Source organism: Sapientia aquatica, from assembly GCF_004358105.1.
GTDB lineage: Bacteria > Pseudomonadota > Gammaproteobacteria > Burkholderiales > Burkholderiaceae_D > Solimicrobium > Solimicrobium aquaticum.
Genome location: NZ_SMYL01000002.1, coordinates 539,281 through 565,316, shown reverse-complemented (window position 1 = coordinate 565,316; position 26,036 = coordinate 539,281). Strand labels below are relative to the sequence as shown.

Below are 26,036 nucleotides of genomic sequence, written 5' to 3'. Positions count from 1 at the left end.
GAGTCCATTTTTTGCTGCGGTTTAGGGAACATTCTTTGCTGCCAAAACTGCTTACTGCGTAGTTTGATTAAAAGGCGCAATCATTAAGGCTAGGAATCTGGCTGCTTTGTATCTGGCTTGTATTTGTATTTTTATTGGCTGATCGGTGCGGGTTGAATTTGTAGTTTGTTTTTATCTAAATCTGTTAGTGCTTGCTTTGTGCCCTTTGGAGACAGTCGAGGCTCTACATTCCTGCCATTCACTAACAAGATTAGGCGAACTATTTATGCGCCCAACCTTTATAGGCTTGAGCGAGCCTTGGGTCGGAATTCAGTTCTTCTTTTGTTTTCAAATTAATTACCTGTAGTTTTGAATCATTTTTAGAAAAATCATCCGGAAGCGCAAGGAGCATATTTGGTTTGATTTCCAGAGGAACCGTGTCTATCGGTATTCGCGCCCAAAAACCGTCTTTGTTATATTTGAATGCAACATAAAAGTCTGTTGAATATTCTAACTGTCCTCGAACCGACTGAGCTGTAGCAACTAAATAGATACCACCATCTTTGGCTACATCGATCGCCAGCGGGGCAAGACTTCCCTCCCACATGACGACTCTGCCCGAAGGCGGCAATACCGCTTTAATCCGCTCCCGCAAAAAAAGCCAACCGATGTTATTTCCGTTATAGACATGCTCAGACTCAATTGAGCATTCAGCGGTAATAATTTGGTCATTAGATAATTTGACCTCTTCACGCCATGATGTAGTCTTGTTCGGCAAACATCCAGCTAATGAAAAAATTATTAGTAATTGTAGGCCACAGACACAAAGCCAATTTAAATTAAAGAGCGGCAAATATTGAGCTAAATTTTTTTTCATTTTTAGCATATGTCTGCCGTCACTTGTCGTTTAATTTTTTGAGTACTTCAGGTTGCATATCCAGAGGAACATTCTTCCAGTCCAAACTCTCGCTCGATCGCATCACTAAACCAAATTCAGATTGAATCATCTCTATCATGTGTTTGAACCATTTCGCTAAGTTCACATCACCCTTTGGATCATAATGAAAGCCATTTTTTTGTGAGTGCCAATAAACACCTTCACCAACGCGGTAAACATATTGAAATTCTGACCTACCCACGTCTTTCATGATAATCCAGAGGCTATTGTCTTCTCCAATTTCAAATGCCGAAACGTATTCAATATTCATTCAATTACCATTAAATTGGGGTAGCAATAGTATGACTGCATTGTGCCGCTTTAAGACAAACACAAATCACCAAACTGCGAACATTGCATCGCAGCCTACCGACCTACATCAAAATTAGCAATGCCCTATTTAGGGCATTTTGAATATACCGTTGTGATCTAGAGAATTGACGAAACCTCGCCGCAACGAGCCATTGCTGCGTTGAGCCGATTGGGTATGAAAATTCAGTCTCTCTTACTGACGGACATAGCGCAAATGGGTGGCGTTTGCGCCTTCTAGGACTTTGTCTATTCGAAACTGGGGACTTGGTTCCCGCAGATTCTCAAACAGTCGGCGACCACTGCCTAGCAGCACTGGTGCTAAGGCGATCTCCAATTCATCGACCGCCCCAAGATTGAGGTACTGCTGAATGACGTCTGCGCCGCCCGCGATGCGAATATCTCGGCTACCGGCGGATTCCCGCGCTAATTCCAATGCGCGCTCTGGGCCTTCATTGATGAAGTAAAAAGTCGTTCCTCCTGGGCGCACCCAAGGTTCACGTTTGACATTGGTTAGCACATATACTGGCGTGTGAAACGGCGCATCTTCTGGCCAAACAGCCTCACCTTGGTCGAACATTCGCTTACCCATGATGTTGGCACCGATACGTTCTACTGTGCTTCGCACTAAGTCGTTGACCGGACCGGTTTCTCCACCTTGACCGAGCTTGAGGACGTTCTCGCGGAAGTATTGTTGTTTGAACAGCCATGACATCATCGCGCCCCACTTTGCACCCCAGTTTTTATACGCGGGATTATTCATCGTCATGCCATCTGGGGCCATAAAGCCATCTAGACTAAGGCCAATATTGACGAATACTTTACTCATGATTTTATCCTTGTAGGTGACACTCAATATCGGCTAATCGAATTCGATACAACGGCAATTGCTAAACGTGAATTCCCTGCCCGCCCACGGGAATAGTTTCAAATCGCTCGCCAAAGCCTGCCATCAGCGGGCGGCCTTTTGAAATCGCTTGTTGAACCGAGGGTAATGTTAGGGAAGCTTTATGACTTTCTTTGCTTTCCCAGACTTCGGTTATCCAAATTGCGTTGGCGTCCGTTGAATCTTGCGCGACCACGTAGCTCAGGCAACCGGGCATGCCGCTTACGCCAGCAATCAAGATTGAAATTAGGGCGTCACGTTGACCGGGTAGCGTTTTGATTTTTCCGATTAATCCGTACATCGCAGTTGTTTCCTTGGTTGGAGTAATTACCGCTTCTTCGCTAGACGAATACGCTGGGCAGGCCGCGCCTAGCATTGAGGCTCCAGTCATTGCAACAAATTCGCGGCGAGTGATTTTCATCGTTTTTTGCTTATCGATTGATCGCACAATTTCGCTTGAAGATGACTGCGTTGGAAATGTGCGGGAGAATTTGGGGCTAGTGCCATCTCGGTCGCATGAGGTGCGCGAAACTGCTTGGTGAGATGACAAAATCGATTCCCGTTTCTTGCCGAATGATCTGGCAAAAAACGGGATTCAATACAGCGTTAAGCGTTGCGGATATTGTCTGCCGAAAGCGGTAACTTGCGCACGCGCTTGCCGGTTGCTGCGAACAAGGCATTGGCGACCGCTGGGCCGATTAACGCGGTTGCGGGTTCGCCGATACCGCCCGGTTTTTCGGTGCTGGTGACCAATACCACGTCGATCTTAGGAATTTCATACATCCGCAGAACTGGGTAGTTATTGAAATTGGTTTGCTGAACGCGGCCCTTGGTCAACGTGATATTGCCAGTCAGAGCAGCCGACAATCCGAATACAACGCTGGACTGAATTTGCGCTTCGACCGTGTCCGGATTAATCATCTGCCCCGGATCCACCGCCACCACGACGCGGTGCACGGTGATGTGACCGTCTTTAACGGAAATCTCTGCCACTTGCGCCATGTAGGTGTCGTAGCCTTCCATCAAAGCGATTCCTCGGGTATGTCCATTTGGCGCGGGCTTGCCCCAGCCGGCTTTTTCCGCTGCTAGCTTCAACACATTGACGAAGCGCGGTTGCTTGTCCAGCATACTCAGGCGGAATTCATACGGATCTTTTCCTGCCGCTGCCGCCATCTCGTCGATGAACGATTCGTTCGGGAACGCATTTAATGCATGGCTAACTGAGCGCCAATAACCTACCCGCAATCCGGCATCATGAATCACCATGTCTTGGGTCATGTTCGGAATAGCGTATGGCACCACGGCGGCTTCGGCCATAAAGGGATCAAGAGTGTCCTTCGGCAGTCCAAATGCGCGCTGGGTAACCGATTGCGATGTCATCTGAAAGGTCAGCGCAACGGGCTTGCCGCCCGCTTCCAAACCTCCCGACATGCGAGTGAGCGCCATCGGACGATAAAAGTCGTGCGTCATATCGTCTTCACGGCTCCACAGCAATTTAACTGGCTTGCCAACCGCTTTCGAAATCTGCGCGGCTTGCGAAATAAAGTCTAGCTCTAACCGACGTCCAAAGCCGCCACCCAAAAAAGTCGTTTTGAGTGTGATGTCCTCGGGCTTGATGCCGAGTGCTGCTGCGACCACACCTTGAGCACCTTGCTGGAATTGGGTTGGGCCGATTAATAAACACTTGCCGTTCTTGTAGTCCGCGGTGAAATTCATCGGCTCCAAGGTCGCATGGGCGAGCAAGGGCAATTCGTATTCGGCCTTGAGCGCCTTGGCGGCAGTTCCCAATGCCGCGGCTGCGTCGCCGGTTTTTTTGATGTTGATGGTTTTTTCGGTTGCTGCCGCATTGCGAATGCCTTCCATCATGACCGCATTGTCGAGCATGGCAACACTGCCTTCATCCCATTCGACGGTCAGTACTTCACGCGCCTTTTTAGCACGCCAATAACTGTCGGCCACGACGGCTACGCCATCGCTAATTTGTACCACATCGATGACACCTGGCATCGCTTTGGCTTTGCTTGCATCGAAACTCTTTACCGTGCCACCGATGACGGGACACTGCTCCAGTGATGCGTACACCATTCCGGGCAGCTTTACGTCGATGCCGTACTCCGCCTTACCATTAACTTTGCTCGGCGTATCGAGTCGTTTGGTTGCTTTGCCGACGATGGTAAAGGCTTTCTGATCCTTTAGAACGACCTCTTTGGGTACGGGCAACTTGGAAGCGGCCTCGGCCAGTTGACCGTAGGTGGCTTTCTTGCCGCTCGGCCCAATAACCACACCGTGTTCGGCGCGGCATTTGTCCGCATCGACGCCCCACTTAGCGGCGGCTGCCGAAATCAACATCATCCGCACTTGCGCTCCGCCAATCCGAAGTTTTTCCCAACCGTCGCGCACTGAAGTCGATCCGCCGGTGATTTGTGCACCGAGCAGCGCGTTGACGTAGACCGCGTTGGGCGGTGCGATTTCTACTTTGATTTTTTTCAGGTCAACATGCAGTTCTTCGGCAATCAACATCGGTATTGAGGTGTAGACGCCTTGCCCCATTTCGGAACGGGCGCAAATCAAGGTGATGGTATTGTCGTCGCCGATACGCACCCACGCGTTCGGTGAATAGGTGGTTGCGGCTGCAGCAGCTGCCTGCGCTTCAACCACCGAGCCTGGCACAAATACGCCTAGCATCAAGCCGCTGCCTGCGGCGACCGAGGTCTTAATAAATTCTCTACGTGAAAGGGTCATGGCACTCTCCTTAACCGTGATTGCGCATCTCAGCGGCGGCAGTCTTGATTGCAGCGCGAATGCGGTTATAAGTTCCACAACGACAAATATTGCCGCTCATGGCTTGATCGATGTCGGCATCGCTAGGATTTTTATTGGAAGCCAATAGCGCCGCGGCGCTCATTAATTGTCCGGATTGGCAATACCCGCATTGAGGCACATCGTGGGCAATCCATGCCTTTTGCAACGCATGGGTATTGTCCTTGGAGAGCGATTCAACGGTTGCTACCTGCGTTCCGGCGACCGCCGAAATCGGCGTCTGACAGGAGCGAATTGGCGCACCGTCGAGATGAACTGTGCAAGCGCCGCACAATGCTGCACCGCAACCAAACTTAGTCCCAGTCAGGCCGATCGTGTCGCGGATAACCCACAAAAGAGGGGTATCCGGTTCAACCTCGACTGCTACCTTTTTGCCGTTCAACGTAAAACTGATTGCCATGGTGTGCTCCTCCAAGTTTGTTCATTTTTTAATGAAATATCGATTTGCCGCAGTGCGGAAATTCGCTTGACTTCGATGCAACGGACAATTGCTCTAGGTAGCACAACGTTGGAATTGACTGCTGAAAACTCGTTCCCGGTCGAGCTAGTTTGGAGTGACTGCTTTTTGTCTCTTATTTTGTAATTGTTAGAAAATTTTTGCCCAGTATATTCGTTCTAATTAATTCGTGCAGAGCAAATTATTTGATCAAGCTTTGGCCGCTTGGCGGGTTAATTAAGCGGCAATTTAGCGGCGCAAACCGACATCATTTACGCATTACAAACAGCAAAATAAGATCAATCCTTCGCCTGAATCCGGAAGCGGAAAAACATGTAATCCTCAGCACATTCTTCTGCGCTTTCGATCATCGGTAAATGCCCAATGCCCTTCATGATATTGACTTTGGATTTGGGTAGTAGGTTATAGAGAACCTCAGCGGTAAGTGGATGAATCACGCGATCTTCGTCGCCCCAAACGATGAGGGCGGGCGTTTTTAAGCCGGTGATGCGTTGCTCTACTGAGTCATTGACGATTTGGTTAAAAATGCGCTCTGAGAGCTTGGCGTTCTTAATCGAATTTTGCGCCAGTACGTTAAGGATAGGACGGGGCACAAACGGTGGTTTGCTCATGGCGAATTCGAACGCATGGTTGTAATCGTCTTCGTTACGAATGATGAGCGGATTACGATTATGACGCTCGACGATTTTAGCCAACTCACTTTGCGGGGCGCTCCAGATTCCGGCGGGGTCGAGTAGCCATAAACTTTCCACCTCGCTGGGATGTGCGGCGGCGTAGGCCAAGGCGATTTGCCCCCCCATCGAATTACCGCCCAAATGCACGGCCTGTAAGCCCAACGATTTGACCAAGGCGCGGATACGCTCGGCTTGGGGCTTGGCGGTGTAATCCGCATCGTTGGGATGCGACGATTCACCAAAGCCTAAAAGATCGGGAATGATGACGTGATAATGCGGCGTTAAAAATTTAGCGACGCGGGTAAAGTTGTCTTTATCTGCGCCAAATCCATGCAACAAAATCAGCGGATCGCCGTGTCCGCCTTCTAGATAAACGTAATGATTACCATCTGGCAGAGTCACTTCTTTACGCACTAATTTGGCTGCGTTGCGCTCAGAATTTACAAAATAGTTGGTGGCCTTGGGTGACATCACATAGACAAAGTAATACGCCCCCAAAACAAGTGCAAAGAGAATGATGATTAACCATTTAATTACCCGCATTTTTTACTCCAACTATTTCATTAGTCCGTGAATTATTCTTCGTCCTTGACCGATGGCAGATGCGTCAATTGGTCTGGCATGTCGGCTAGATACCAAGTCAACATCGCTAACATCGCAACTTGTCTTCTTAGATTTTCTGGCTCGACTTTATCCAAGGTATCGGCTGGCGTGTGGTGGTAGCTAAAGTAGCTGCGGTTATCCAACAACGGCTCAAACGAAGGCACGCCGCTGGTCGTTAATTTGCTGACGTCAGCGCCGCCTGCGTATTCGCGTCGCTCATACAGCGGAGTGCCGATGGTGCGGAATAATGGTTTTAACGGAGCTAATAATTTCTCGTCGTCCTGCGTCGTGCTGAAAATAATTCCCAACGGACGCCCTGCACCGCTATCACTTTCAATGCTGGCAAAGTGTTGCTTTAATTTCGCTTTATTGGCATCAAAATACGCACTACCGCCGCGCCCGCCGTTTTCTTCATTCATCCAGCCGATCACACGCACGGTGCGACGTGGGTGCAAACCGAGCTTTTTAAATACGTCAGCCACACCCATTGCCACCGCAACGCCAGCGCCGTCATCAATAGCACCTTGGGCTAAATCCCACGAATCCAAATGACCTGACACAATCACGATCTCGTCGGCTTTATCCGAGCCGGGCAAATCGGCGATAACGTTATGGCTATCGGCATCTGGCAAGGTTTGTGGCGTTAAGGTCAGGTGCAATTTGATCTCGCCTTTGGCTGATAAGCGTGTCATCAGCATGGCATCTTCTGCGGTCACCGCAGCGGCTGGAATCGGTTTAACGTCGTTGCCCCAACCCGTCATGCCAGTGTGCGGAATGCGGTAATCAGCGCCACCGACTGAGCGCACCAAGGCAGCGGCAGCCCCCAATTTGGACGCCATTGCTGGGCCGATAAAGCGGTACATACCGGCTTCACCATACGCATCGCCAGCGTGACCGTTGTCGGCTAAATGTTGGTCGTAGGCCACGTCAAATAACACGATGCGACCTTTAACTTCTGCTGCGCGCGCGTGCAACTCTTCCATGCTGTGCACAGCGACGACTGGCAGCGTCAACCCTTGGGCTGGTGTCGCGCTGGAGCCACCTAAGGCGGTCAATACCACTTTTTGCGAAATGCCAGCAGGACGATGCGGATAGTCAACCAGCTCAGCCGTCTCCGCGCCGCGCACCCAATGCGGGACTTTGACTGGTTGCAGCGACACTTGCATGCCGATATTGCGCATGTCGTTGGCAATTAATTCCACCGCTGCTTCGGCACCAATAGAACCGGTTAAACGTGGACCAACTTGGTCAGTCAATTCTTCTAATCGGTCGAATGCAAAATTTGAAGTAAGTGCCGCATCGCGAATGCGGGCTAAGGTTGCTACATCCACAGGACGCGCCGCCGCGGCGGTGCTATTGTCAGCTAAGGCTGCATTGACGGCAAAGGCGCTGAACGCGCAGGCCAATAGTGCGCTTAACTTATGTTTTTTATTGAAGTTCATGGATATTTTTCTAAAGGGGAAATAATTCAAATCTCAACGCTAATACTATTCGAGCTGGTAATGAACATCATTAACCAGCCCGACATTTTGGCTAAGCAAACTCAAATTAGTTTGGCTTACTCAGCGCGGTAAAAGCGAATAATCGTGCCAGCTTCAACCACACAATCGAGGCCACCATTAACTGTGCCAAGATAAATGCGATTACAAATCCGCCAGTGTTGACATGCGCAATATTCATCCGAATTTCACCGAACAGCGCCGCCAACACTACGCCGATTAGGGTGATTACGATAAACAAACCTAGCGACACTAGCGGACGTTTAAACACTAACTTCGTACCGCGCCACCACGCTTTGAGGGCGGAACGTTTGCCTGTGCTATGCGCGAACTGAGCACGACCAGCATCCAAGGTTGCATCAGCAATCAATAACACGATAATGGTCACCGCCAACACAATGTGGCTAGCAAAATCAGCGTCCGATTCTAAAATCGCTTTTTCGGCAACGCCGCTTGACCATTGGCCTAAGCCTGCGCTAATCCCCATTGCAATGCCTAGCGGAATAATCGCGACGATCATCAAACGCAATAAACGCCAGTATTCGGATATGCCGCCATGAACAAGCTTGCCGATGGCTAAGGGCGCTTGCGCTCTAGCAGCGGTGATCGCTGTGCCACTCAAGAACGGCGACAGCAACAACGCCAGCAAAAATGCAAGCGCGCCAGTCTGTTGCACCACTGGTCCACTAATCATGACAGAGCCGATCAAATCGTTAATTGCATTGGCCGACAGATGCTGCGCCAATTCGCTCGAATGAATCGAATAATCCATTTGCGCAGCAAATACTTTTGCAAACGGAAGCGTCAATAATGCCGTTGGAATTAACAGCGTAATTAACCAAAGAAGCAGCAAACGCCATTGCAATGCGGCGCGACCAGAGCTGCGGACAATCGCTAAGAAAGAAGTTGGGTTCGAGTTCATATTGTCGCAATCAATGAGAAGATGAGTTGGAATAAGGCGGCGATTTCGGAAGTCCAGCGGCGTGAGGCTTTGCTGTCTGCTTTAATCGTGCGACTGTCATCGAGTTTATTCACGTCCAAATAGTGCATCTCTTTGGAATCAATCTCGGCCGATACCGCTTTCACCGGTTTTACCCAGCTATACCGCGCCCAACGCTGATCGTCATTCCACAGCACTTTTTCAGAACTACCATCGGCAAATTTAACCACCAAGGTTTGCGGCACCGCTGCGCCGTAACGACGTAACAACACCGTTGTGCGATAAGGGAAAGGCCCAGTATCTTCTTTGGCATCGGGATTTTTCTTCTTCCAAGCGTCGCGCAAATCCTTCACTTGCTTTTCAATTTGCTCGTCAGTGACTTCTACCCACTTGTCATTGACCAAGGATGTTTGCTGCTCAGGTAACACTTCTTCGCTAGTGATTTTAGCGACGCGGTCATCCACTTTTTGCGCGCTGAAAGCTTGTTGTTCAAACGCTTTCGCCACCAAAGCTGGCTTGCCAGAAACTTCGGAAAGCGTGGCTTGCAAATCGGCGATATCAGGGTGGCGGAATTTCCACGTTGCGTAATATTGTTTAAACGCGCGCTCCAACACGTCTTTACCGATCTGCTCTTCCAAATCGTGCATCATCGTGGCGGTACGTGCATAGACCGTACCGTAACTGCCGCTGGAATAACGATCCCATGAATTAGCGCCGGTTGCGTCGATCGGATCAAAGTTGCTCGCACCTAAACGCTCGGCTTCAAACGGCTCAATCGTTTGATCAAAGCCAAAGCGGCGTAACAGCGGTGTGGTTGCATGAATCACCTGACCGCGTTCGCGCACCATGCGGTAATCCCAGTAGTCGTTTAGACCTTCATCAAGCATCGGTTCTTCAAATTCGTTGGAACCCAAAATACCGTAAAAATAACCATGACCAAATTCGTGAATCGTCACAAAATCGAGCAGGAATTCGCTCATGGTTCCGGGCGTCACATTGGCCATCCCTTCAGCGGTAAAGAAGGTTGGATATTCCATCCCACCAGCTTCGGTCGCGTTATAGGGAGGAATAACCGCCGTGACCGTTTTGTACGGATAGGCGCCCAAGGTTTTTGAAAAATAAGCCAACGAATCAATCGTCGCTTTTAACGCTGGCTGTGCGCTCGCCACATATTCTGGTGGATACAAAACGCGCACCTTCACTTCTGGGCTGCCTTCGCCTTTATAAACGCCTTCTAATGGTTTAGCCGTGCGATTATCCGCAGTCCAAGCAAAATCGTGCACATCGCCTTGCACAAAACGATGCGTTACTTTGCCGTCTTTCTCAACCGGCGCGCCCTGCTCTTCGCCGGTTGCCCCGACGATGTAATCTTTTGGCACGGTCAATTTAACGTCGAAATTTCCGTAGTCGGCATAAAACTCGCTGTGCAAATGAAATTCATGCACATTCCAACGCGGCTCAGTCGCACCGCGCTCGCCAGGCAGCTCCAATACACCAATTTTCGGAAACCACTGACCAACTAAATGGAAGCTACCAAAATAGCCAGTGCGGGCCACCACACGCGGTAACTGGTCATGAAAGCCGATATCCAAGGTGGTAGTTCCTCCCGCTGGAACTGGCGTCGGCAAGTCAAAGCGCACGACCGTGTGATCGGTCTTTGGCCCCTCATCGGGTTGCACAAACGTCCAAGGTACAGCAGCGCCACCTTGAACAACTTTGCCTAATTCAATATGGCCCCATTCCCCGTTTTTAGTCGCTACATCGGTACGGAAATCAAAGCCCTTGTTAATTTTTTCACTGTAAAACGTGCTGTAAGAACCTTCGAACGCATTCAAATACATGTGTAAATAAATCGAGCGCACTTCACGGTTGCTACGATTGCGCCAAGTTAATTTTTCTTGCCCATCAACGGTGTGATGCACCGGATCCAAACTGGCGGAAATATCGTAGTTCACGACGCGATCTGACAAAGTTGCTTCCTTACCAGTGCGAGCGCCGCCCCACGCATCGGGCGAACTAGGCTGACGCACGAATGCTGCATGTGGCGAGGCCATTGGAATTCCATCCAAACTGCCATTCACTGGTGTGGCAGAAGGTGCGGCAGCAGTGGCGGCGGCCGTTGGTGCTGTTGGATTTTGAGTCGGTGCGACCGTCAAACTGGTACTGAGTTTGGGATCAAGTAAATTGGTCGCTTGTAGCGATACGCCCACTAGCAACAAAGAGGCGATACTTATCCCCTTCAAACTTCCGGATAGGAAAGACATGAATGCGTACTCCTTTGATATTGTTATGTAATCCAACAATGAATTGTTTATTAACCGCTCGCAATTAAGTGCATGTCACAGAATTTTTACTTTGACGGTAAATTGTCAGTTATAAAAATTCACGATTGACCAAATGCCTAGCAGCAATAACGTTGCATATTAGCATGATAATTAACAAAAATTATCGATTGGGAGTAAGTTATCGAGAGGGGGATTGTCTCTAATTTAAGACAGAATACGGAGGGATAATTAGTTGCTCTTTAACAACGCAAAAATGCGGCGATGTTTAGTGCGATTTAGCTTAGCGCACCCTAGATGCGGGGATTTTTGACCAATAAAAAAGGAGCTCAGCAGCTCCTTGATTTATTAACTATCACTTAACCAAGCTAGGTAAGTTCTAGTCATTTTCTACATTTAATTAACAACTGGTGCCCGAGGCCGGAATTGAACCGGCACGCCCCTTTTACGGAAAGCGGCGGATTTTAAGTCCGATGTGTCTACCAATTTCACCACTCGGGCACTTTTCCACGCATTGCTGCATAGACTTTTAAGATGAATCGACATCTTGTTGTTTTGGAGGCGGGGAGCGGAATCGAACCGCTCTAAACGGCTTTGCAGGCCGCTGCATAACCTCTTTGCTACCCCGCCGAAGGTTGGCATTCTAACTCAAAACCAACTTCTTAACTTTTAACACTATCCAACAAAAAAGGAAGCTAAACATGCTTCCTTGTTTTAACTTGGAGCGGGAGAAGAGTCTCGAACTCTCGACCTCAACCTTGGCAAGGTTGCGCTCTACCAACTGAGCTACTCCCGCATGATCTTTTGCTACTAAATAACTAGCTTATCATTCTAGTTATTACCAATTCTGGAGCGGGAGAAGAGTCTCGAACTCTCGACCTCAACCTTGGCAAGGTTGCGCTCTACCAACTGAGCTACTCCCGCATTGCGTTACTTTTTACTTCTAGCTAACACCGATAAATCTTAGCTATCGCTGCTTAATTCGTTTAACTTCAACCAATCAGCGAGACCGAGATTCTAACGACATTTGTGTTTTCTGTCTAGTACTTTTTATGGAGCGGGAGAAGAGTCTCGAACTCTCGACCTCAACCTTGGCAAGGTTGCGCTCTACCAACTGAGCTACTCCCGCATATGTTTCGACTGACAAATTTTGCCGAGCTCGGTCGGGTAATTATTTCTAAATTATTACATCACCGAGAGCAGGCGCACATTATATAGATGCGCCTTTTCCTGTCAAGAATAATTCGGCTAAAAATCTTGTTTTAAGGAAGTTTTCCGGAATGGTCTTTGATGAGCGGCCACGCAAGTTTTAAATAATAAAACATCGACCACACGGTAAGCACCGCGGCAATCAACATAAACCATTGGCCCCAGTAGGCGGTATCGAAAAAACCAAAGAGCGGCTCATGAAACAACAACATCGGAATCGCCGTCATTTGCGCGGCCGTTTTGATCTTACCGATCGAGCTGACCGCCACCGATTTCGACGCGCCAATTTGCGCCATCCATTCACGTAGGGCAGAAATCGCAATTTCGCGCCCAATTATGACGAACGCGATCACTGCATTAACGCGATCAAACTGCACCAGCACCAACAACGCGCCAGCGACCATTAGCTTATCGGCCACTGGATCCAAAAACGCACCGAAGGCCGACGTCTGATTCCAGCGGCGCGCTAAAAAACCATCAAACCAATCGGTGATTGCGGCCACGATAAAGATAATGGTCGAGGCCAAGCCTTGGTGAAATGGGGATAGCCAAGTGGGCGGCAGATAAAAAACGCCGACCACCAGCGGGATTAAAGCAACGCGCAACCAAGTCAATAAGATCGGAAAATTAAAGGGCATAGTTCGTGTTTGTCTCAGTGTAATTGCTTGTAAATTTGTTCTGCTAACTGCCGAGAAATACCCTCAACAGAGGCCAAGTCCTCAATGCTAGCATCTGCAACCCCTTTTAGACCACCAAATCGAGCCAATAATTTTTGCCGACGCTTTGCGCCAATTCCTTCGATCTCTTCCAAACGCGAGGTTTGCCGTGCCTTTGCGCGCTTAGCCCGCATGCCAGTTATCGCAAAACGATGTGCCTCATCGCGGATTTGGGCGATTAACATTAACGCGGCGGACTGTTTGCCTAATTCTTGTTCTGGGCGACCATCGACAAATACCAAGGTTTCCAAACCGACTTTGCGCCCTTCTCCCTTGGACACACCGACGATTAAACCAATATCGAGCCCCAATTCAACAAACACTTGGCGCGCCATTTCGACTTGGCCTTTACCGCCGTCGATCAACACAACGTCTGGCATGACGCCATTGTTGCTCGCCACCTTCTCATAACGTCGATGTAAAACCTGACGCATCGCCGCATAATCGTCGCCTGGCGTGATGTCATTGATGTTGTAACGGCGGTATTCGCCATTTTGCATTTCGTGATGATGGAACACGACACAAGATGCTTGCGTCGCCTCGCCTTGGGTGTGGCTAATATCAAAGCACTCAACCCGCACCGTGTCCAAATCGGTGACATCTAAGCTTAACGCCTCAACCAAGGCGCGCGTGCGTGCTTGCTGAGAACCTTGCTCGGTCAACAAACGCGCTAAGGCAAGCTCAGCGCCTTTTTGAGCCATTTCTAGCCAATGGCGGCGCTGCTCCTGCGGCTGCGTAATTAAGTGAATTTTATGACCGCATTGATCCATCAATGCCAACATCAATTCTGGCGCGTCCAAAACACAATTGGTCACTAAAATTGACGGAATGTATTGATCCAAATAGTGCTGCGCCAAAAAAGCCTGCAAGACTTCCGCTTCCAGCACATTTTCGGTAATCGCTTCTTCCACTTGCGTTGGGAAATATGCCCGATCACCTAAATGCCGTCCGCCACGTACCATCGCCAGATTGACGCAGGCGCGCCCGCCTTTTAGATACACGGCAATAATATCGAGATCAACGTCGTTGGTACTTTCCATGCCTTGCTGATGCAACACTTTGGATAAGGCCGACATTTGATTGCGCACGACGGCCGCTTTTTCAAACGCCAGTTGCTCGGCAAAACCCAGCATTTTTTTCTCAAGCGCTTGCATGACTTCGCTTTGGCGCCCGCGCAAAAACTGGGCGGCATTATTGACGTCTTGGGCGTATTCCTCAGCGCTAATAATATTGACGCACGGCGCGCTGCAACGCTGGATTTGGTGCAATAAACAAGGCCGTGTTCGATTGGTGAATACGCTGTCTTCACAACTGCGCAATTGAAAAACTTTTTGCAGGATTTGGATCGATTCTTTCACCGCCCATGCACTCGGGAACGGCCCAAAAAATTGATTCTTTTTATCAATCGCGCCGCGGTAATACATCATGCGCGGGGTATCTTGGCCGGTTATTTTTAAATAGGGATAGGATTTGTCGTCGCGAAACAAAATATTAAAACGCGGTTGCAGCGCTTTGATTAAGTTGTTTTCCAAAATCAAGGCTTCCGCCTCGCTGCGCGTCACGGTCGTTTCCATGCGCACGATACGATCGACCATTAAAGCAATGCGTGGACTGGAAAGGTTTTTTTGAAAATAACTGCTAACGCGCTTTTTTAAATCACGCGCTTTACCGACATAGAGCAATTTATCGCTGCTATCAAAGTAGCGATATACCCCGGGAAGGTTGGGCAATTTCGCCACGGTGGCGATGAGCTCTTGACGTTCGGGCGAGACTTCGGACATGAATGAATTGAATTGAAAAATAGGTTTAGTAGATCGCGGTAAACGCGCTGGCTAAATCGAATCTGGCTATCTAAGGGTTGCTATCTAAATCTGACTATCTTTAAGCGGCGTGCTCGATGACAACAAAGGCTACCGAGTAGTCTTTTTCATCGCTTAGAGAAACACGCGAAACTAATTTTTTGGTCACCATATAACTACCCAATTCACCGGTAGTGACAACTCTTGGGGCGCCCTGCTCGTCGTTTAGTATTTGGATATCGTGCCACGTCATTGGGGCGCGCATTCCGAGGCCTAAAGCTTTGGAAAACGCTTCTTTAGCGGCGAAGCGATTGCACAAATAATGTACTGCGCGCTCCGCACTTTTTTCGCGGCGTTGAGCGAATTCTACTAATTCATCCGACCCCAAAATCTTTTCGGCAAACCGATCTTCAGTGCGGGTCAGGATCGCAGCGATACGCTCGATTTGGACGATGTCGGTGCCAATACCAAAAATCACCTTAGGCTCCTGAGAAGCCTAATTCATTGCGATTGACTCGCGCCAATGTCATGATCGCTTTCATATCGCGCACGGCATTTTCCCAGCCGACAAAAACGGCTTGCGCGACAATCGCGTGGCCAATATTGAGTTCGCTAATGTCAGCAATCGCGGCAATCGCTTGCGCGTTGGTGTAATGCAAACCGTGTCCAGCATTGACACGCAAGCCGCGCTGGATGCCGAATATCACGCCTTGCTGAACGCGCTCTAATTCAAATTGACGCGCTTGCGCATCCACCGCGTCCGCATAACGACCGGTGTGGATTTCAATCACGGTGGCGCCGGCTTCGGTTGCGGCTTGGATTTGCGCTTCGTCAGAATCAATGAATAGACTCACGCGTATGCCTTCAGCTTGCAATTGCTTCACTGCGGCCTGCACTTGGGCAAAATTTTTCACCACATCCAAGCCGCCCTCGGTGGTGACTTCGGCCCGATGCTCAGGCACTAAGCACACATCATGCGGTTTGATTTCGCAGGCAAAGTCCAACATTTCCGCGGTAACTGCCGCTTCTAGATTCATGCGCGTGATAAGTTGCGGACGAATAGCGCGCACGTCGGCATCTTTGATGTGGCGGCGATCTTCGCGCAGATGCAAGGTGATTAAATCAGCACCGGCGTGTTCTGCCAGCAAGGCCGCTTTGATTGGATCTGGATAGCTTGTGCCGCGCGCGTTGCGCAAGGTCGCAACGTGGTCGATGTTGATCCCTAGTTCGAGCGCGTGAATACGTTGATTCATAGTCATAGTTTTTGCAAGTCCATTAAGATTTGTCGAGTATTGATTGTTGCGCCGTGCAGGTGATGCGCCAATAAAAATCGCATTAATAATTTACTTTGAGATTGGGTTCGCGTATCTGAATAATCCGCCGAATGCATATCCAATAACGTTTTACCGTGTACTTTAACCCCTTGTTCCGTTTCTAGGCTAGGACGAGCGCCGATATCTGGGTCAACCACATATATTACGTCTGCATCAACTTTGGTTCGTTGTTGGGTACAAAAAGTAAGATCGCCGACGACGCCCGCGGATTTGAGCAAATTCAACTCAAATTTACGCAACACAATCGTCGCTGGTTCGCCGTGCGCCAATTGATTGATGGTAGCGACATAGGCATCAAACAATAAAGGTTGCGGATCATCGCGTTGCAATAGTTTGACGATGATTTCATTCAGGTAGAAACCACACAGCAGTGCGCTTTTCTCTAAGGGCAGCATTCCGCCAACCCATTCGGCCGCGGTTAATGTTTGTAAATCGGATTTGCCCGTCCAAGAAAGGGTAAGCGGTTGAAACGTTTGCAGCGCTCCGCGTAATTGGGAATGCGGACGCTTAGCGCCTTTGGCCAGCAATGCGATTCGACCATACTGCCGAGTAAATACGTCAACGATTAAGCTGGTTTCTTTGTAGGGATAGCTGTGCAGCACAAAACCGGGTTGCGCCAATACTCGCAGCGGACGTGTTGGTATAGCCGAATTACGGTACCGCGCTGCATTGGGTTTAGATGCGGGGATAAGGAGTGATTCTGGTGGCACAGGAGTTTGTGGAGCGCCCAAATTTAAAATGGATTCCAAGGAATCCAGCGAATCGGGCGACTGCGTATCCGCAAACTCTGTCATGAGAGGTTCAAAATGGTTTATTCGTAACCGTAGGCGCGCAAACCAGCTTCATTATCGGCCCAGCCTGATTTAATTTTGACCCAGATTTCCAAATAAACTGGGCCACCGAATAGCTTTTCCATGTCTTGGCGCGATTGGGTGGAGATTTCTTTGAGGCGTTCGCCTTTTTTACCTATCAGCATAGCTTTGTGGCCGTCGCGATCCACCAAAATCGCGATAAATACGCGGCGCAGATTGCCTTCGACCTCAAACTTTTCAACCAAAACCGTGCTGGTGTAGGGCAATTCGTCGCCGACAAAACGGAATACTTTTTCGCGCACGATTTCTGCTGCTAAAAATTTTTCACTCTTATCGGTAATATCGTCTTCGGCAAACATCGGCGCATTGATAGGCAAATGTTTTTTGACCTCGGCTTCAAGGCTGTCTAATTGAAAGCCTTGACGCGCTGAAACAGGCACAATTGCAGCAAAATTAAATCGGCTAGCAACTTGCGCGGCGAACGGCATTAACACGGCTTTATCTTTGATGTGATCGGCTTTGTTGATAACCAAAATACAGGGGATATTTTTAGGTAGCAATTCCAACACCGAAATATCGGCTTGCGAAAACATGCCGGCTTCCACGACGTAAAGCACCACATCGACCGCGGTTAAGGTAGTAGTCACGGTGCGATTTAACGTCCGATTTAACGCATTGGAATGCTTGGTCTGGAAACCCGGCGTATCGACATAAACAAACTGCGCTTGGCCTTTGGTTTGAATACCAGTGATGCGATGACGGGTGGTTTGCGCCTTGCGCGAAGTGATACTGATTTTGGCGCCGATTAAGGCGTTCATCAAGGTTGATTTACCCACGTTTGGACGACCAACGATGGCGATATAACCGCAACGGAAATCGTCTGCAGGTGCTTCTGTGTGCTCTTGGTCGGTCATGCTATCGTCGTCTGGTTGGTGTCGGTGGTTGGAGCTGCGCTTTTTTTCTTGTCGGTGGCTGTTTCCGGCTTAGCGCTGGTAACTGGTGGCGTGGTGGGCGGAACCATTGCAACTTCATCGGATTGAACCGTTGCTATGCCCGCTAATTTCAATTGTGTCGTGCGCGGTTTGGCCTTACGTTTTGGCGCAGGTGATTTGGACAAAATGGCAGTAGCTGCTTCGAGCGCCATTTTGGCCGCAGCTTGTTCGCCAGCACGGCGACTTCCACCGGTTCCGAACACTTGGATTTCTAATTTAGGAATGGCGCATTCCACTTCAAATTCTTGATTGTGCGCTGCGCCGTGGGTCGCGGCTACGGTATATACCGGCAGAGCTATTTTTTTGCTTTGCAAATATTCTTGCAATAGTGTCTTGGCATCTTTGCCCAAAGTTGCCGGGTCAACAGTTTCTAAAATCGGAATATACAAACCACAAATCACATCACGCGCAGCGTTAAAACCAGCATCCTGATAAATCGCGCCAAACAAGGCTTCTAGCGTATCCGCCAAAATCGATGGGCGGCGAAACCCGCCAGACTTTAATTCGCCCTCGCCTAAACGCAAAAATTGCGCTAAATCCAAGCGCAAGGCGATTTCGTAGAGCGATTGCTGTTTAACCAAATTTGCCCGCAAGCGTGATAAATCGCCTTCGTCTATCGTATGAAATTTTTGAAATAACAGTGAAGCAACTACACAGTTTAAAACTGAATCGCCCAAGAATTCCAAGCGCTCATTGTGCAAAACACTATGGCTGCGATGAGTTAAAGCCTGCTGCAATAGATTAGGGTCATTGAATACATGACCTAATCTATTCTGCAATAACGTGTCGTTTATCATGCTGCTGACTTACTCATAAAGGGATACCTAATATTTAAAACCGTGCTCGTTGCTATTACCAAACTGCGATCAATGCTTTTTGTCGGTTGTGGCATTAAATTCCAACAACAAACTGGCTGGACCAAAAAGCGGCAGCTTTTTCTCGTAGGCGAAACTAACAACGTATGCGCCATCTTCTTTTACGATCGTTAAATCCTTACCAGTAACGGAAGTGATATAGCCGGCTTGAGCAATTTTGTTGTAGCTAAATTCGATTTCTTGAGCATTGGTACCCGTATTGCGCGCATCATTAACCGCCTTTTTAATGCTTTGAAATTCCACTACGGCGGGCACGATTTGCATCCCCAGCACCGCAGCCAAGCCCACTAAAACCAATGCCAAAATCAAACCACCTAAAGACAGGCCGCGTTGTTTTTGTAAATTAGGACAACCTTTCATGTTTTTCTCCGTGACGTGAAATTATTGAAAACTGCCGATACGTTTTAACTTTTTGAATTCGAGATTGGTAATCACATTTTGATTCATCCAAATACCAAACGCCTTACCAACAATATTTTCATCTGGGACAAATCCCCAGTAGCGACTATCAGCACTGTTGTCGCGATTGTCGCCCATCATGAAATAATTTCCTGCTGGTACGGTGCAAGCAAAACCGTCTAAATCATAAGTACACAATTCGCTGTGCGGAAACTCGTGCACGCCGGGTACATAGGTTGGTGCGCGTTCGTCGTTTAAGATTTCGTGGTGCACGCCGAGCAGATTTTCTTCGTAATGTTTAGCGTAAGTTAACCGCTCTTCATCCAAAAAATCGGGCAATTCTTTGTAGCTAACTTCTTGGCCGTTGACGGTTAACCGCTTGTCTTTGTAGACGATTTTATCACCGGGCACGCCAATCACCCGCTTAATATAATCCAAGGTCATGTCTTTGGGGTATTTAAACACCATGACGTCGCCACGTTGTGGCTGGTTAATTTCAATGACTTTTTTGTTAATTATTGGCAAACGAATACCGTAAGTAAATTTATTCACCAAGATCAAATCGCCGACTAATAAAGTTGGCAACATGGAACTCGATGGGATTTTGAACGGTTCGTACAAGAACGAACGTAAGCAAAATACCAATAAAATCACTGGAAAGAAGCTGCCGGTGTATTCGATCCAAGCCGGTTGACGCATTAAATTGGCTTTTAATTCCTCACGATTGCTGGTTTCAAGCTTCAAACCTTCGGCACTTAATTTCTCACGTCGCGCATCGTATTCCGCCAATGCTGCATCAGCAACTAACTTCCTTTGTTTTGCAAAGACAAATACATCTAAAAACCAAATAACGCCCGTTAAAATCGTCAAAATAAACAAAATTAAGGCGAAATTGCCTAAGATTGATTGCAGGTTCATTTATCTTCCACTTGTAAAATTGCTAAAAATGCTTCTTGCGGGATCTCTACCGAGCCGACTTGTTTCATGCGCTTTTTACCGGCTTTTTGTTTTTCCAGCAATTTACGCTTACGGCTAATATCACCGCCATAACACTTGGCTAACACGTTTTTACGCAACGCTTTGACGTTTTCGCGCGAAATAATATTGGCTCCGATGGCTGCTTGAATCGCCACATCGAACATTTGACGCGGAATCAATTCACGCATTTTGGCGGCTACCGCGCGACCGCGATATTGGCTGTTTGCGCGGTGCACGATAATTGCCAATGCATCGACTTTTTCGCTGTTAATTAGCATGTCAACTTTGACCACGTCGGCGGCGCGATATTCTTTGAATTCATAATCCATCGATGCGTAGCCGCGTGAAGTGGATTTCAAACGATCAAAGAAATCCAACACGATTTCAGCCATCGGGATTTCGTAGGTCAATTTCACTTGGCGACCGTGATAACTCATATCGAGCTGCACACCGCGTTTGCTAGTACACAGGGTAATCACCGCGCCCACATATTCTTGCGGCATGTACAAATTCACGGTAACGATCGGTTCGCGCACTTCTTCAATGCGCGATGGGTCCGGCATTTTGGAGGGATTATCCACCATCAAAATCGATCCATCGCCCTGCACCACTTCGTAAATAACAGTCGGTGCGGTAGTGATCAAATCCATGTCGAATTCGCGCTCTAAACGTTCTTGCACGATTTCCATATGCAACAGGCCCAAGAAGCCACAACGGAAGCCGAAACCCAAGGCTTGCGAGACTTCTGGTTCGTATTGCAAAGCAGCGTCATTGAGCTTGAGCTTTTCTAACGAGTCACGCAACGCGTCGTATTGATTGGCTTCGACCGGGAATAAACCGGCAAACACTTGCGGCTGGACTTCTTTAAATCCGGGCAATGGCTCAGCGGCGGGACGGGATTGCAAAGTTACGGTGTCGCCCACTTTGGCGGCTTTTAATTCTTTAATACCGGCAATAATAAAACCTACTTGGCCAGCGCTTAATGCGGCGCGAGTCAATGATTTAGGAGTAAATACGCCGACACTTTCGACCAAATGATTGGAGCCATTGGCCATTAACACGATTTTATCTTTGGGCTTTAAGGTGCCATTAACAACGCGCACTAACATAACAACGCCAACGTAGTTATCAAACCAAGAATCAACGATTAAGGCTTGCAGGGGCGCGTCTGGGTCGCCTTTTGGCGGCGGTACTTTACTAATTAACGACTCGATAACGTCAACTACGCCTAAGCCAGTTTTGGCCGAACAATGCACCGCGTCGGTCGCGTCAATACCGATAACTTCTTCGATTTCGCTGGAGGCATTTTCTGGATCGGCGGATGGAAGATCGATCTTATTAAGAACAGGCACAACTTCCACGCCTAATTCAATTGCGGTGTAACAGTTAGCCACCGTTTGCGCTTCTACCCCTTGCGAGGCGTCCACTACCAGCAACGCGCCTTCACAGGCCGACAAGGAGCGGCTCACTTCGTAGCTGAAATCGACGTGACCGGGCGTATCAATCAAATTGAGATTATAAATCTGGCCGTCGCGCGCTTTATAGGTCAAGGCCGCGGTTTGCGCTTTAATAGTAATGCCGCGCTCGCGCTCAATATCCATGGAATCAAGCACTTGCGCTTCCATTTCGCGGTCAGACAAGCCGCCGCAAAGCTGGATAATACGATCGGCCAAGGTGGATTTACCGTGGTCGATATGGGCAATAATCGAAAAATTACGAATGTTATTCATTAAGCCAATTGAAATAGTTGATATGTTCGGCGCGCCAAATAAACCGCTCTGAGCGTCACCTAGGTCAGAAAGAAACGCGATACGTTCGCGCAAACTTGCTTATTACTAGCCCGTTTAAATTACCCCATAGAAATAATGGCAACGCGCTGTAAGTGTTTCCGACCAGAAATTGTGGATAAAATAATTCCAGCATTTTACTGGATTTCGGCCTAGAAAACCCGAACAACTCGCAGTTAACCCACAGTTGGCTGCGATAAACCTGTAAAAAAACACATATATCGCCGCTTCAATCGATCCAAAAACAAAAAACCGCACCATGAAGATGCGGTTTTGATTTATTTCCCAAGAGAAAGTTTAATGAACTTACGCTCAATTTCTCTTAAAAACATAAATAAACTTCTATTTACTCAACTTCTCGAGCAATTAAGCGACTTTTTTGTCAAAAAATTGTTCATCTTCGGTCGAACCGTGCAACGCCGTCGTTGACGATTGACCTTGCTGAATAACTTGCGTTACCGCATCAAAATAGCCAGTACCAACTTCACGTTGATGTTTTACCGCAGTAAAGCCTTTTTCTGCTGCTGCAAATTCAGCTTCTTGCAATTCAACGAATGCCGACATTTGACGACGTGCATAACCGTGTGCCAAGTTGAACATGCCGTAGTTCAATGCATGGAAACCGGCCAAGGTGATGAATTGGAATTTGTAACCCATTGCGCCCAATTCTTTTTGGAATTTAGCAATCGTTGCGTCATCCAGATTTTTCTTCCAGTTAAACGATGGTGAGCAGTTGTAAGACAACAATTTACCTGGGAATTTAGCGTGAATCGCTTCGGCAAATTTACGAGCAAATTCCAAATCTGGCTTACCAGTTTCACACCAAATCATGTCAGCGTATTCGGCATAAGCTAAGCCGCGTGAGATTGCTTGTTCCAAACCTGGTTTAGTTTTGTAGAAGCCTTCCACTGTGCGCTCACCGGTCAAGAACGGCTTGTCGTTAGCATCAACATCGGAGGTCAACAAATCAGCCGCTTCCGCGTCAGTACGTGCCAACAACACCGTTGGAACGCCCATTACGTCTGCTGCCAAACGTGCTGCGTTGAGTTTTTCAACCGCTTCGCGGGTTGGAACCAATACTTTACCGCCCATGTGACCGCATTTTTTAACGGAAGCCAATTGATCTTCAAAATGCACACCAGCCGCGCCAGCGTCGATCATGGATTTCATCAGTTCATAGGCATTCAACACGCCACCAAAGCCGGCTTCAGCGTCAGCTACGATAGGAGCAAAGTAATCAATCTCGTCGCTACCTTCGGACCATTGAATTTGGTCAGCGCGAGTTAATGTGTTGTTGATTCGCTTAACTACTAACGGTACTGAGTTCGCTGGGTACAACGATTGATCTGGGTACATTTCACCAGCAACGTTTGCGTCGCCAGCCACTTGCCAGCCGGACAAGTAAATTGCTTTCAAGCCTGCTTTAACTTGTTGCATTGCTTGGTTACCAGTCAACGCGCCTAAGGCATTAACGAATGGTTCGTTGTTAACCAGATTCCATAATTTGACCGCGCCGTTTTTTGCTAAGGTGTGCTCAACTTGGATCGAGCCGCGCAAACGTACAACGTCTTCTGCGGTGTAGTTACGTTTGATACCAATCCAACGTGGATTAGTGTCCCAATCTTTTTGTATTGCGGCGATTTGCTGTTCACGAGTCAACATGGTGTTTCTCCTATCAAATAAAACAAAGTAAAAGTGGGTGAAAACTGCTTTAAATCGAATTCGCTAGGAATAACTATATGCCTTATTTTGCGGAGCAACAAGGTCTTATATAAGACATATAAGTTATTTTTAATCGTTAAAAACCAATTACTTACGTTTTATTTTTTGCGATGTGAAATAACATATCTTAAAATGAAATAGAAAATTGGTGCGTAGCGGGGACGAGATTTTATAATACGAAACGTTGATTTCATATCGTGAAATTTAAACAAATTTGCCCCAAATCAGGGCGCAGTGCGAAGCGATTTTGTGGCGCAATCAACACAGGCTCGCAAAAATAGGTAAAAAAAATAGCTCCAATTGAGGAGCTATTTTAAAAAAAACTGAACGACCAGATTAGTTGATCTAGCGAATTACATCAATCGCGTAAATTCCGGCTTCACGTCACACAATTAAATTCCCATGCGCGCCAAAATATCGCCTAGCTCGCGCAAGCCAGATTCAAGGTGCGGATTTTGCGCTGCGAATTTAGCCGACAACGCCAAGGTGCGATCACCCAAATGGCTCAAGGAATCTTCATCCGTGTGCTCTTTGTGCAGCAGATTATGAATATCTTCGGAGAGCGTTTTTAACAAGTCGGACAATTCCGCATCGACTTGATCGGTGCTATTCAAACTTTCGTGCAGTTTTTTTAACGAGTCTTTCAGTTGTTCGGTGCTCATGGTGATGCCTTTGCAAAAGAGGATGAATCAGAAATCAGTGCTGCAGTATGCGCTAAATCACGCCAAAATTATATGCTGTAAATCAATACTACCGCTTCAGCAGCAATACCTTCTTCGCGTCCTAAATAGCCCAACTTTTCATTGGTCTTCGCTTTGATGTTCACGCGGTTATTCTCAACATTTAAATCCTGGGCAATATGACTAACCATCGTCGGAATATGCGGCGCCATTTTCGGCGCTTGCGCAATAATGGTTGCGTCTAAATTGCCTACGGCAAAGCCAGCCGCGGCCACGCGCTTGACGGCTTCGCGCAGCAGCACACGGGAATCTGCGCCCGCAAATTCTTGCGCGGTGTCTGGAAAATGTCGGCCAATGTCGCCCAAACCCGCCGCGCCAAATAACGCATCGGTAATCGCATGCAGCAACACGTCGGCATCGGAGTGACCGAGCAAACCGGTTTTGTGTGGAATGGTCACACCGCCAATAATCAATTTGCGGCCTTCAACCAAGGCGTGGCAATCGTAGCCTTGGCCTACGCGGAAATTTGGAGGGGAGTTTTTCATGGATTTATGGTTGCGAGGTATGTAATGCTAAATAAGTTTTGCTAAATAAGTTTTGCTAAATAAGAGTCGATCAATACCAAATCGTCAGGACGGGTAATTTTAGTATTGCACCAATGACCTTCGACCAGTTGAGGTATCAAACGGCTGGCCTCAATGGCGCTCGCTTCATCGGTGATATCAAATGACGCTGCTTTTGCGCTTGCTAAGCAATCGCTTAATACGCGATGGCGAAACATTTGCGGTGTTTGGGCTAGCCATAAACCGGCCCGTGGAATGGTTTTTACCTGATGCTGTGAAGCGCTTAAATTTTGTAGTTTAACGGTGTCCACGACAGGCAAAGCCAGCAGTCCACCTACCTCATCAGTACCGACTTGATCGATTAAGCGACTGATTAAATCGGGCGTTAAACCGGGTCTGGCCGCATCATGCACCAGAATCCAATCTAGCGCATCAACTTGCCCGGCCATTGCATCCAAGCCGTTAGTCACGGAATCAGCGCGGGTTTCGCCGCCACAAAACAACACCGTTAGCCGCTCATCCTTCAGTAATTCCTGCGCAACATAAGCATCGTGCGGGCTCACCACCACAAACACATGCTGAATCGCGGCGTGCCGCAAAAACGCATTAACGCTATGTTGCAAAATACTTTTGCCGCCAATGTGCAAATATTGTTTCGGGCAATCCGCTTGCATGCGCGCACCGACGCCGGCGGCTGGAATTAAGGCAAAATATCGCGGGGAATTTGAGAGGCTCAACGTGTTATCAAACGAATAAAAATCAAGAGTTGAAGGGCGGGAACAGT

The 26,036-nt window shown here is 48.2% G+C and carries 24 protein-coding genes and 5 tRNA genes; all 29 read right to left on the bottom strand.

From position 1 onward, the window contains the following. Positions 1 to 259: 259 nt before the first annotated feature. On the bottom strand, positions 260 to 856 hold the full coding sequence (locus E2I14_RS06645) for a hypothetical protein (protein WP_165967771.1): 597 nt from the start codon (positions 854 to 856) through the stop codon (positions 260 to 262). Positions 857 to 875: 19 nt separating this feature from the next. Next, positions 876 to 1,187: a hypothetical protein gene (locus tag E2I14_RS06640; protein ID WP_133326663.1), complete on the bottom strand. Its 312-nt coding sequence runs from the start codon at positions 1,185 to 1,187 to the stop codon at positions 876 to 878. A 234-nt stretch (positions 1,188 to 1,421) separates the two neighbouring features. Then, positions 1,422 to 2,054 (bottom strand): dihydrofolate reductase family protein, encoded by a 633-nt coding sequence (locus tag E2I14_RS06635; RefSeq protein WP_133326661.1) that lies wholly within the window; start codon positions 2,052 to 2,054, stop codon positions 1,422 to 1,424. Positions 2,055 to 2,115: 61 nt separating this feature from the next. Further along, the gene (locus E2I14_RS06630; RefSeq protein ID WP_227544620.1) at positions 2,116 to 2,532 is read right to left on the bottom strand and encodes a putative quinol monooxygenase; all 417 of its coding nucleotides are present in this window, start codon (positions 2,530 to 2,532) and stop codon (positions 2,116 to 2,118) included. 185 nt (positions 2,533 to 2,717) lie between these two features. After that, positions 2,718 to 4,853, bottom strand: coding sequence for a xanthine dehydrogenase family protein molybdopterin-binding subunit (locus tag E2I14_RS06625; protein WP_133326659.1), 2,136 nt, complete (start codon positions 4,851 to 4,853; stop codon positions 2,718 to 2,720). A gap of 10 nt (positions 4,854 to 4,863) precedes the next feature. Further along, positions 4,864 to 5,331: a (2Fe-2S)-binding protein gene (locus tag E2I14_RS06620; protein ID WP_133326657.1), complete on the bottom strand. Its 468-nt coding sequence runs from the start codon at positions 5,329 to 5,331 to the stop codon at positions 4,864 to 4,866. 335 nt (positions 5,332 to 5,666) lie between these two features. Then, on the bottom strand, positions 5,667 to 6,605 hold the full coding sequence (locus E2I14_RS06615; RefSeq protein ID WP_227544618.1) for an alpha/beta fold hydrolase: 939 nt from the start codon (positions 6,603 to 6,605) through the stop codon (positions 5,667 to 5,669). 32 nt (positions 6,606 to 6,637) lie between these two features. After that, a complete protein-coding gene (locus tag E2I14_RS06610; protein WP_133326655.1) occupies positions 6,638 to 8,107 on the bottom strand; it encodes a M20/M25/M40 family metallo-hydrolase in 1,470 nt (489 codons plus the stop codon). Between the two features lie 106 nt (positions 8,108 to 8,213). Beyond that, entirely contained in the window at positions 8,214 to 9,086 is an 873-nt protein-coding gene (locus tag E2I14_RS06605) for a hypothetical protein (RefSeq protein ID WP_133326653.1), read from the bottom strand. Further along, the gene (locus E2I14_RS06600; RefSeq protein WP_165967770.1) at positions 9,083 to 11,368 is read right to left on the bottom strand and encodes a M1 family metallopeptidase; all 2,286 of its coding nucleotides are present in this window, start codon (positions 11,366 to 11,368) and stop codon (positions 9,083 to 9,085) included. The genes E2I14_RS06605 and E2I14_RS06600 overlap by 4 nt, the downstream gene beginning before the upstream one ends. A 426-nt stretch (positions 11,369 to 11,794) precedes the next feature. Beyond that, positions 11,795 to 11,887, bottom strand: a tRNA-Leu gene (locus tag E2I14_RS06595). A 55-nt stretch (positions 11,888 to 11,942) separates the two neighbouring features. Then, positions 11,943 to 12,016, bottom strand: a tRNA-Cys gene (locus E2I14_RS06590). A gap of 90 nt (positions 12,017 to 12,106) precedes the next feature. Continuing rightward, a tRNA-Gly gene (locus tag E2I14_RS06585) sits at positions 12,107 to 12,182 on the bottom strand. 52 nt (positions 12,183 to 12,234) lie between these two features. After that, positions 12,235 to 12,310 (bottom strand) — tRNA-Gly (locus E2I14_RS06580). A gap of 129 nt (positions 12,311 to 12,439) precedes the next feature. Continuing rightward, positions 12,440 to 12,515 (bottom strand) — tRNA-Gly (locus E2I14_RS06575). Between the two features lie 133 nt (positions 12,516 to 12,648). Further along, positions 12,649 to 13,233: a CDP-diacylglycerol--glycerol-3-phosphate 3-phosphatidyltransferase gene (pgsA, locus tag E2I14_RS06570; protein WP_133326651.1), complete on the bottom strand. Its 585-nt coding sequence runs from the start codon at positions 13,231 to 13,233 to the stop codon at positions 12,649 to 12,651. A gap of 14 nt (positions 13,234 to 13,247) precedes the next feature. Further along, the gene (uvrC, locus tag E2I14_RS06565) at positions 13,248 to 15,092 is read right to left on the bottom strand and encodes an excinuclease ABC subunit UvrC (RefSeq protein WP_133326649.1); all 1,845 of its coding nucleotides are present in this window, start codon (positions 15,090 to 15,092) and stop codon (positions 13,248 to 13,250) included. Positions 15,093 to 15,192: 100 nt separating this feature from the next. Next, the gene (gene acpS / locus E2I14_RS06560) at positions 15,193 to 15,588 is read right to left on the bottom strand and encodes a holo-ACP synthase (protein ID WP_133326647.1); all 396 of its coding nucleotides are present in this window, start codon (positions 15,586 to 15,588) and stop codon (positions 15,193 to 15,195) included. A gap of 1 nt (position 15,589) precedes the next feature. Then, positions 15,590 to 16,369, bottom strand: a complete 780-nt coding sequence (gene pdxJ, locus E2I14_RS06555) for a pyridoxine 5'-phosphate synthase (RefSeq protein WP_133326645.1) — start codon at positions 16,367 to 16,369, stop codon at positions 15,590 to 15,592. Beyond that, positions 16,366 to 17,238 (bottom strand): DNA repair protein RecO, encoded by an 873-nt coding sequence (recO, locus tag E2I14_RS06550; RefSeq protein WP_133326644.1) that lies wholly within the window; start codon positions 17,236 to 17,238, stop codon positions 16,366 to 16,368. The genes pdxJ and recO overlap by 4 nt, the downstream gene beginning before the upstream one ends. A gap of 17 nt (positions 17,239 to 17,255) precedes the next feature. Further along, the gene (gene era, locus E2I14_RS06545; RefSeq protein ID WP_133326642.1) at positions 17,256 to 18,170 is read right to left on the bottom strand and encodes a GTPase Era; all 915 of its coding nucleotides are present in this window, start codon (positions 18,168 to 18,170) and stop codon (positions 17,256 to 17,258) included. After that, on the bottom strand, positions 18,167 to 19,042 hold the full coding sequence (gene rnc / locus E2I14_RS06540) for a ribonuclease III (protein ID WP_133327129.1): 876 nt from the start codon (positions 19,040 to 19,042) through the stop codon (positions 18,167 to 18,169). The genes era and rnc overlap by 4 nt, the downstream gene beginning before the upstream one ends. Before the next feature lie 72 nt (positions 19,043 to 19,114). Beyond that, positions 19,115 to 19,483 carry a DUF4845 domain-containing protein gene (locus E2I14_RS06535; RefSeq protein ID WP_133326640.1) on the bottom strand — a complete coding sequence of 123 codons (369 nt, stop codon included), beginning with the start codon at positions 19,481 to 19,483 and terminating at the stop codon, positions 19,115 to 19,117. A 21-nt stretch (positions 19,484 to 19,504) separates the two neighbouring features. Further along, complete coding sequence (gene lepB / locus E2I14_RS06530) at positions 19,505 to 20,440, bottom strand: signal peptidase I (protein WP_133326638.1); 936 nt, start codon at positions 20,438 to 20,440, stop codon at positions 19,505 to 19,507. Next, the gene (lepA, locus tag E2I14_RS06525) at positions 20,437 to 22,230 is read right to left on the bottom strand and encodes a translation elongation factor 4 (protein WP_133326636.1); all 1,794 of its coding nucleotides are present in this window, start codon (positions 22,228 to 22,230) and stop codon (positions 20,437 to 20,439) included. Before lepA ends, lepB begins: the two co-directional genes overlap by 4 nt. 423 nt (positions 22,231 to 22,653) lie before the next feature. After that, entirely contained in the window at positions 22,654 to 23,949 is a 1,296-nt protein-coding gene (aceA, locus tag E2I14_RS06520) for an isocitrate lyase (RefSeq protein ID WP_133326634.1), read from the bottom strand. A 452-nt stretch (positions 23,950 to 24,401) separates the two neighbouring features. Next, positions 24,402 to 24,671: a DUF4404 family protein gene (locus tag E2I14_RS06515; RefSeq protein ID WP_133326632.1), complete on the bottom strand. Its 270-nt coding sequence runs from the start codon at positions 24,669 to 24,671 to the stop codon at positions 24,402 to 24,404. 68 nt (positions 24,672 to 24,739) lie between these two features. Next, positions 24,740 to 25,234, bottom strand: coding sequence for a 2-C-methyl-D-erythritol 2,4-cyclodiphosphate synthase (gene ispF / locus E2I14_RS06510; RefSeq protein WP_133326630.1), 495 nt, complete (start codon positions 25,232 to 25,234; stop codon positions 24,740 to 24,742). Between the two features lie 41 nt (positions 25,235 to 25,275). Then, positions 25,276 to 25,989 (bottom strand): 2-C-methyl-D-erythritol 4-phosphate cytidylyltransferase, encoded by a 714-nt coding sequence (gene ispD / locus E2I14_RS06505; RefSeq protein WP_133326628.1) that lies wholly within the window; start codon positions 25,987 to 25,989, stop codon positions 25,276 to 25,278. Positions 25,990 to 26,036: the final 47 nt, after the last annotated feature.

What these genes read in the sequence shown, in the direction of transcription:
- E2I14_RS06645 (WP_165967771.1), bottom strand. Translation starts at nt 856, where the DNA reads ATGAAAAAAAATTTAGCTCAATATTTGCCGCTCTTTAATTTAAATTGG.
- E2I14_RS06640 (WP_133326663.1), bottom strand. Translation starts at nt 1,187, where the DNA reads ATGAATATTGAATACGTTTCGGCATTTGAAATTGGAGAAGACAATAGC.
- E2I14_RS06635 (WP_133326661.1), bottom strand. Translation starts at nt 2,054, where the DNA reads ATGAGTAAAGTATTCGTCAATATTGGCCTTAGTCTAGATGGCTTTATG.
- E2I14_RS06630 (WP_227544620.1), bottom strand. Translation starts at nt 2,532, where the DNA reads ATGAAAATCACTCGCCGCGAATTTGTTGCAATGACTGGAGCCTCAATG.
- E2I14_RS06625 (WP_133326659.1), bottom strand. Translation starts at nt 4,853, where the DNA reads ATGACCCTTTCACGTAGAGAATTTATTAAGACCTCGGTCGCCGCAGGC.
- E2I14_RS06620 (WP_133326657.1), bottom strand. Translation starts at nt 5,331, where the DNA reads ATGGCAATCAGTTTTACGTTGAACGGCAAAAAGGTAGCAGTCGAGGTT.
- E2I14_RS06615 (WP_227544618.1), bottom strand. Translation starts at nt 6,605, where the DNA reads ATGCGGGTAATTAAATGGTTAATCATCATTCTCTTTGCACTTGTTTTG.
- E2I14_RS06610 (WP_133326655.1), bottom strand. Translation starts at nt 8,107, where the DNA reads ATGAACTTCAATAAAAAACATAAGTTAAGCGCACTATTGGCCTGCGCG.
- E2I14_RS06605 (WP_133326653.1), bottom strand. Translation starts at nt 9,086, where the DNA reads ATGAACTCGAACCCAACTTCTTTCTTAGCGATTGTCCGCAGCTCTGGT.
- E2I14_RS06600 (WP_165967770.1), bottom strand. Translation starts at nt 11,368, where the DNA reads ATGTCTTTCCTATCCGGAAGTTTGAAGGGGATAAGTATCGCCTCTTTG.
- pgsA (WP_133326651.1), bottom strand. Translation starts at nt 13,233, where the DNA reads ATGCCCTTTAATTTTCCGATCTTATTGACTTGGTTGCGCGTTGCTTTA.
- uvrC (WP_133326649.1), bottom strand. Translation starts at nt 15,092, where the DNA reads ATGTCCGAAGTCTCGCCCGAACGTCAAGAGCTCATCGCCACCGTGGCG.
- pdxJ (WP_133326645.1), bottom strand. Translation starts at nt 16,369, where the DNA reads ATGACTATGAATCAACGTATTCACGCGCTCGAACTAGGGATCAACATC.
- recO (WP_133326644.1), bottom strand. Translation starts at nt 17,238, where the DNA reads ATGACAGAGTTTGCGGATACGCAGTCGCCCGATTCGCTGGATTCCTTG.
- era (WP_133326642.1), bottom strand. Translation starts at nt 18,170, where the DNA reads ATGACCGACCAAGAGCACACAGAAGCACCTGCAGACGATTTCCGTTGC.
- E2I14_RS06535 (WP_133326640.1), bottom strand. Translation starts at nt 19,483, where the DNA reads ATGAAAGGTTGTCCTAATTTACAAAAACAACGCGGCCTGTCTTTAGGT.
- lepB (WP_133326638.1), bottom strand. Translation starts at nt 20,440, where the DNA reads ATGAACCTGCAATCAATCTTAGGCAATTTCGCCTTAATTTTGTTTATT.
- lepA (WP_133326636.1), bottom strand. Translation starts at nt 22,230, where the DNA reads ATGAATAACATTCGTAATTTTTCGATTATTGCCCATATCGACCACGGT.
- aceA (WP_133326634.1), bottom strand. Translation starts at nt 23,949, where the DNA reads ATGTTGACTCGTGAACAGCAAATCGCCGCAATACAAAAAGATTGGGAC.
- E2I14_RS06515 (WP_133326632.1), bottom strand. Translation starts at nt 24,671, where the DNA reads ATGAGCACCGAACAACTGAAAGACTCGTTAAAAAAACTGCACGAAAGT.
- ispF (WP_133326630.1), bottom strand. Translation starts at nt 25,234, where the DNA reads ATGAAAAACTCCCCTCCAAATTTCCGCGTAGGCCAAGGCTACGATTGC.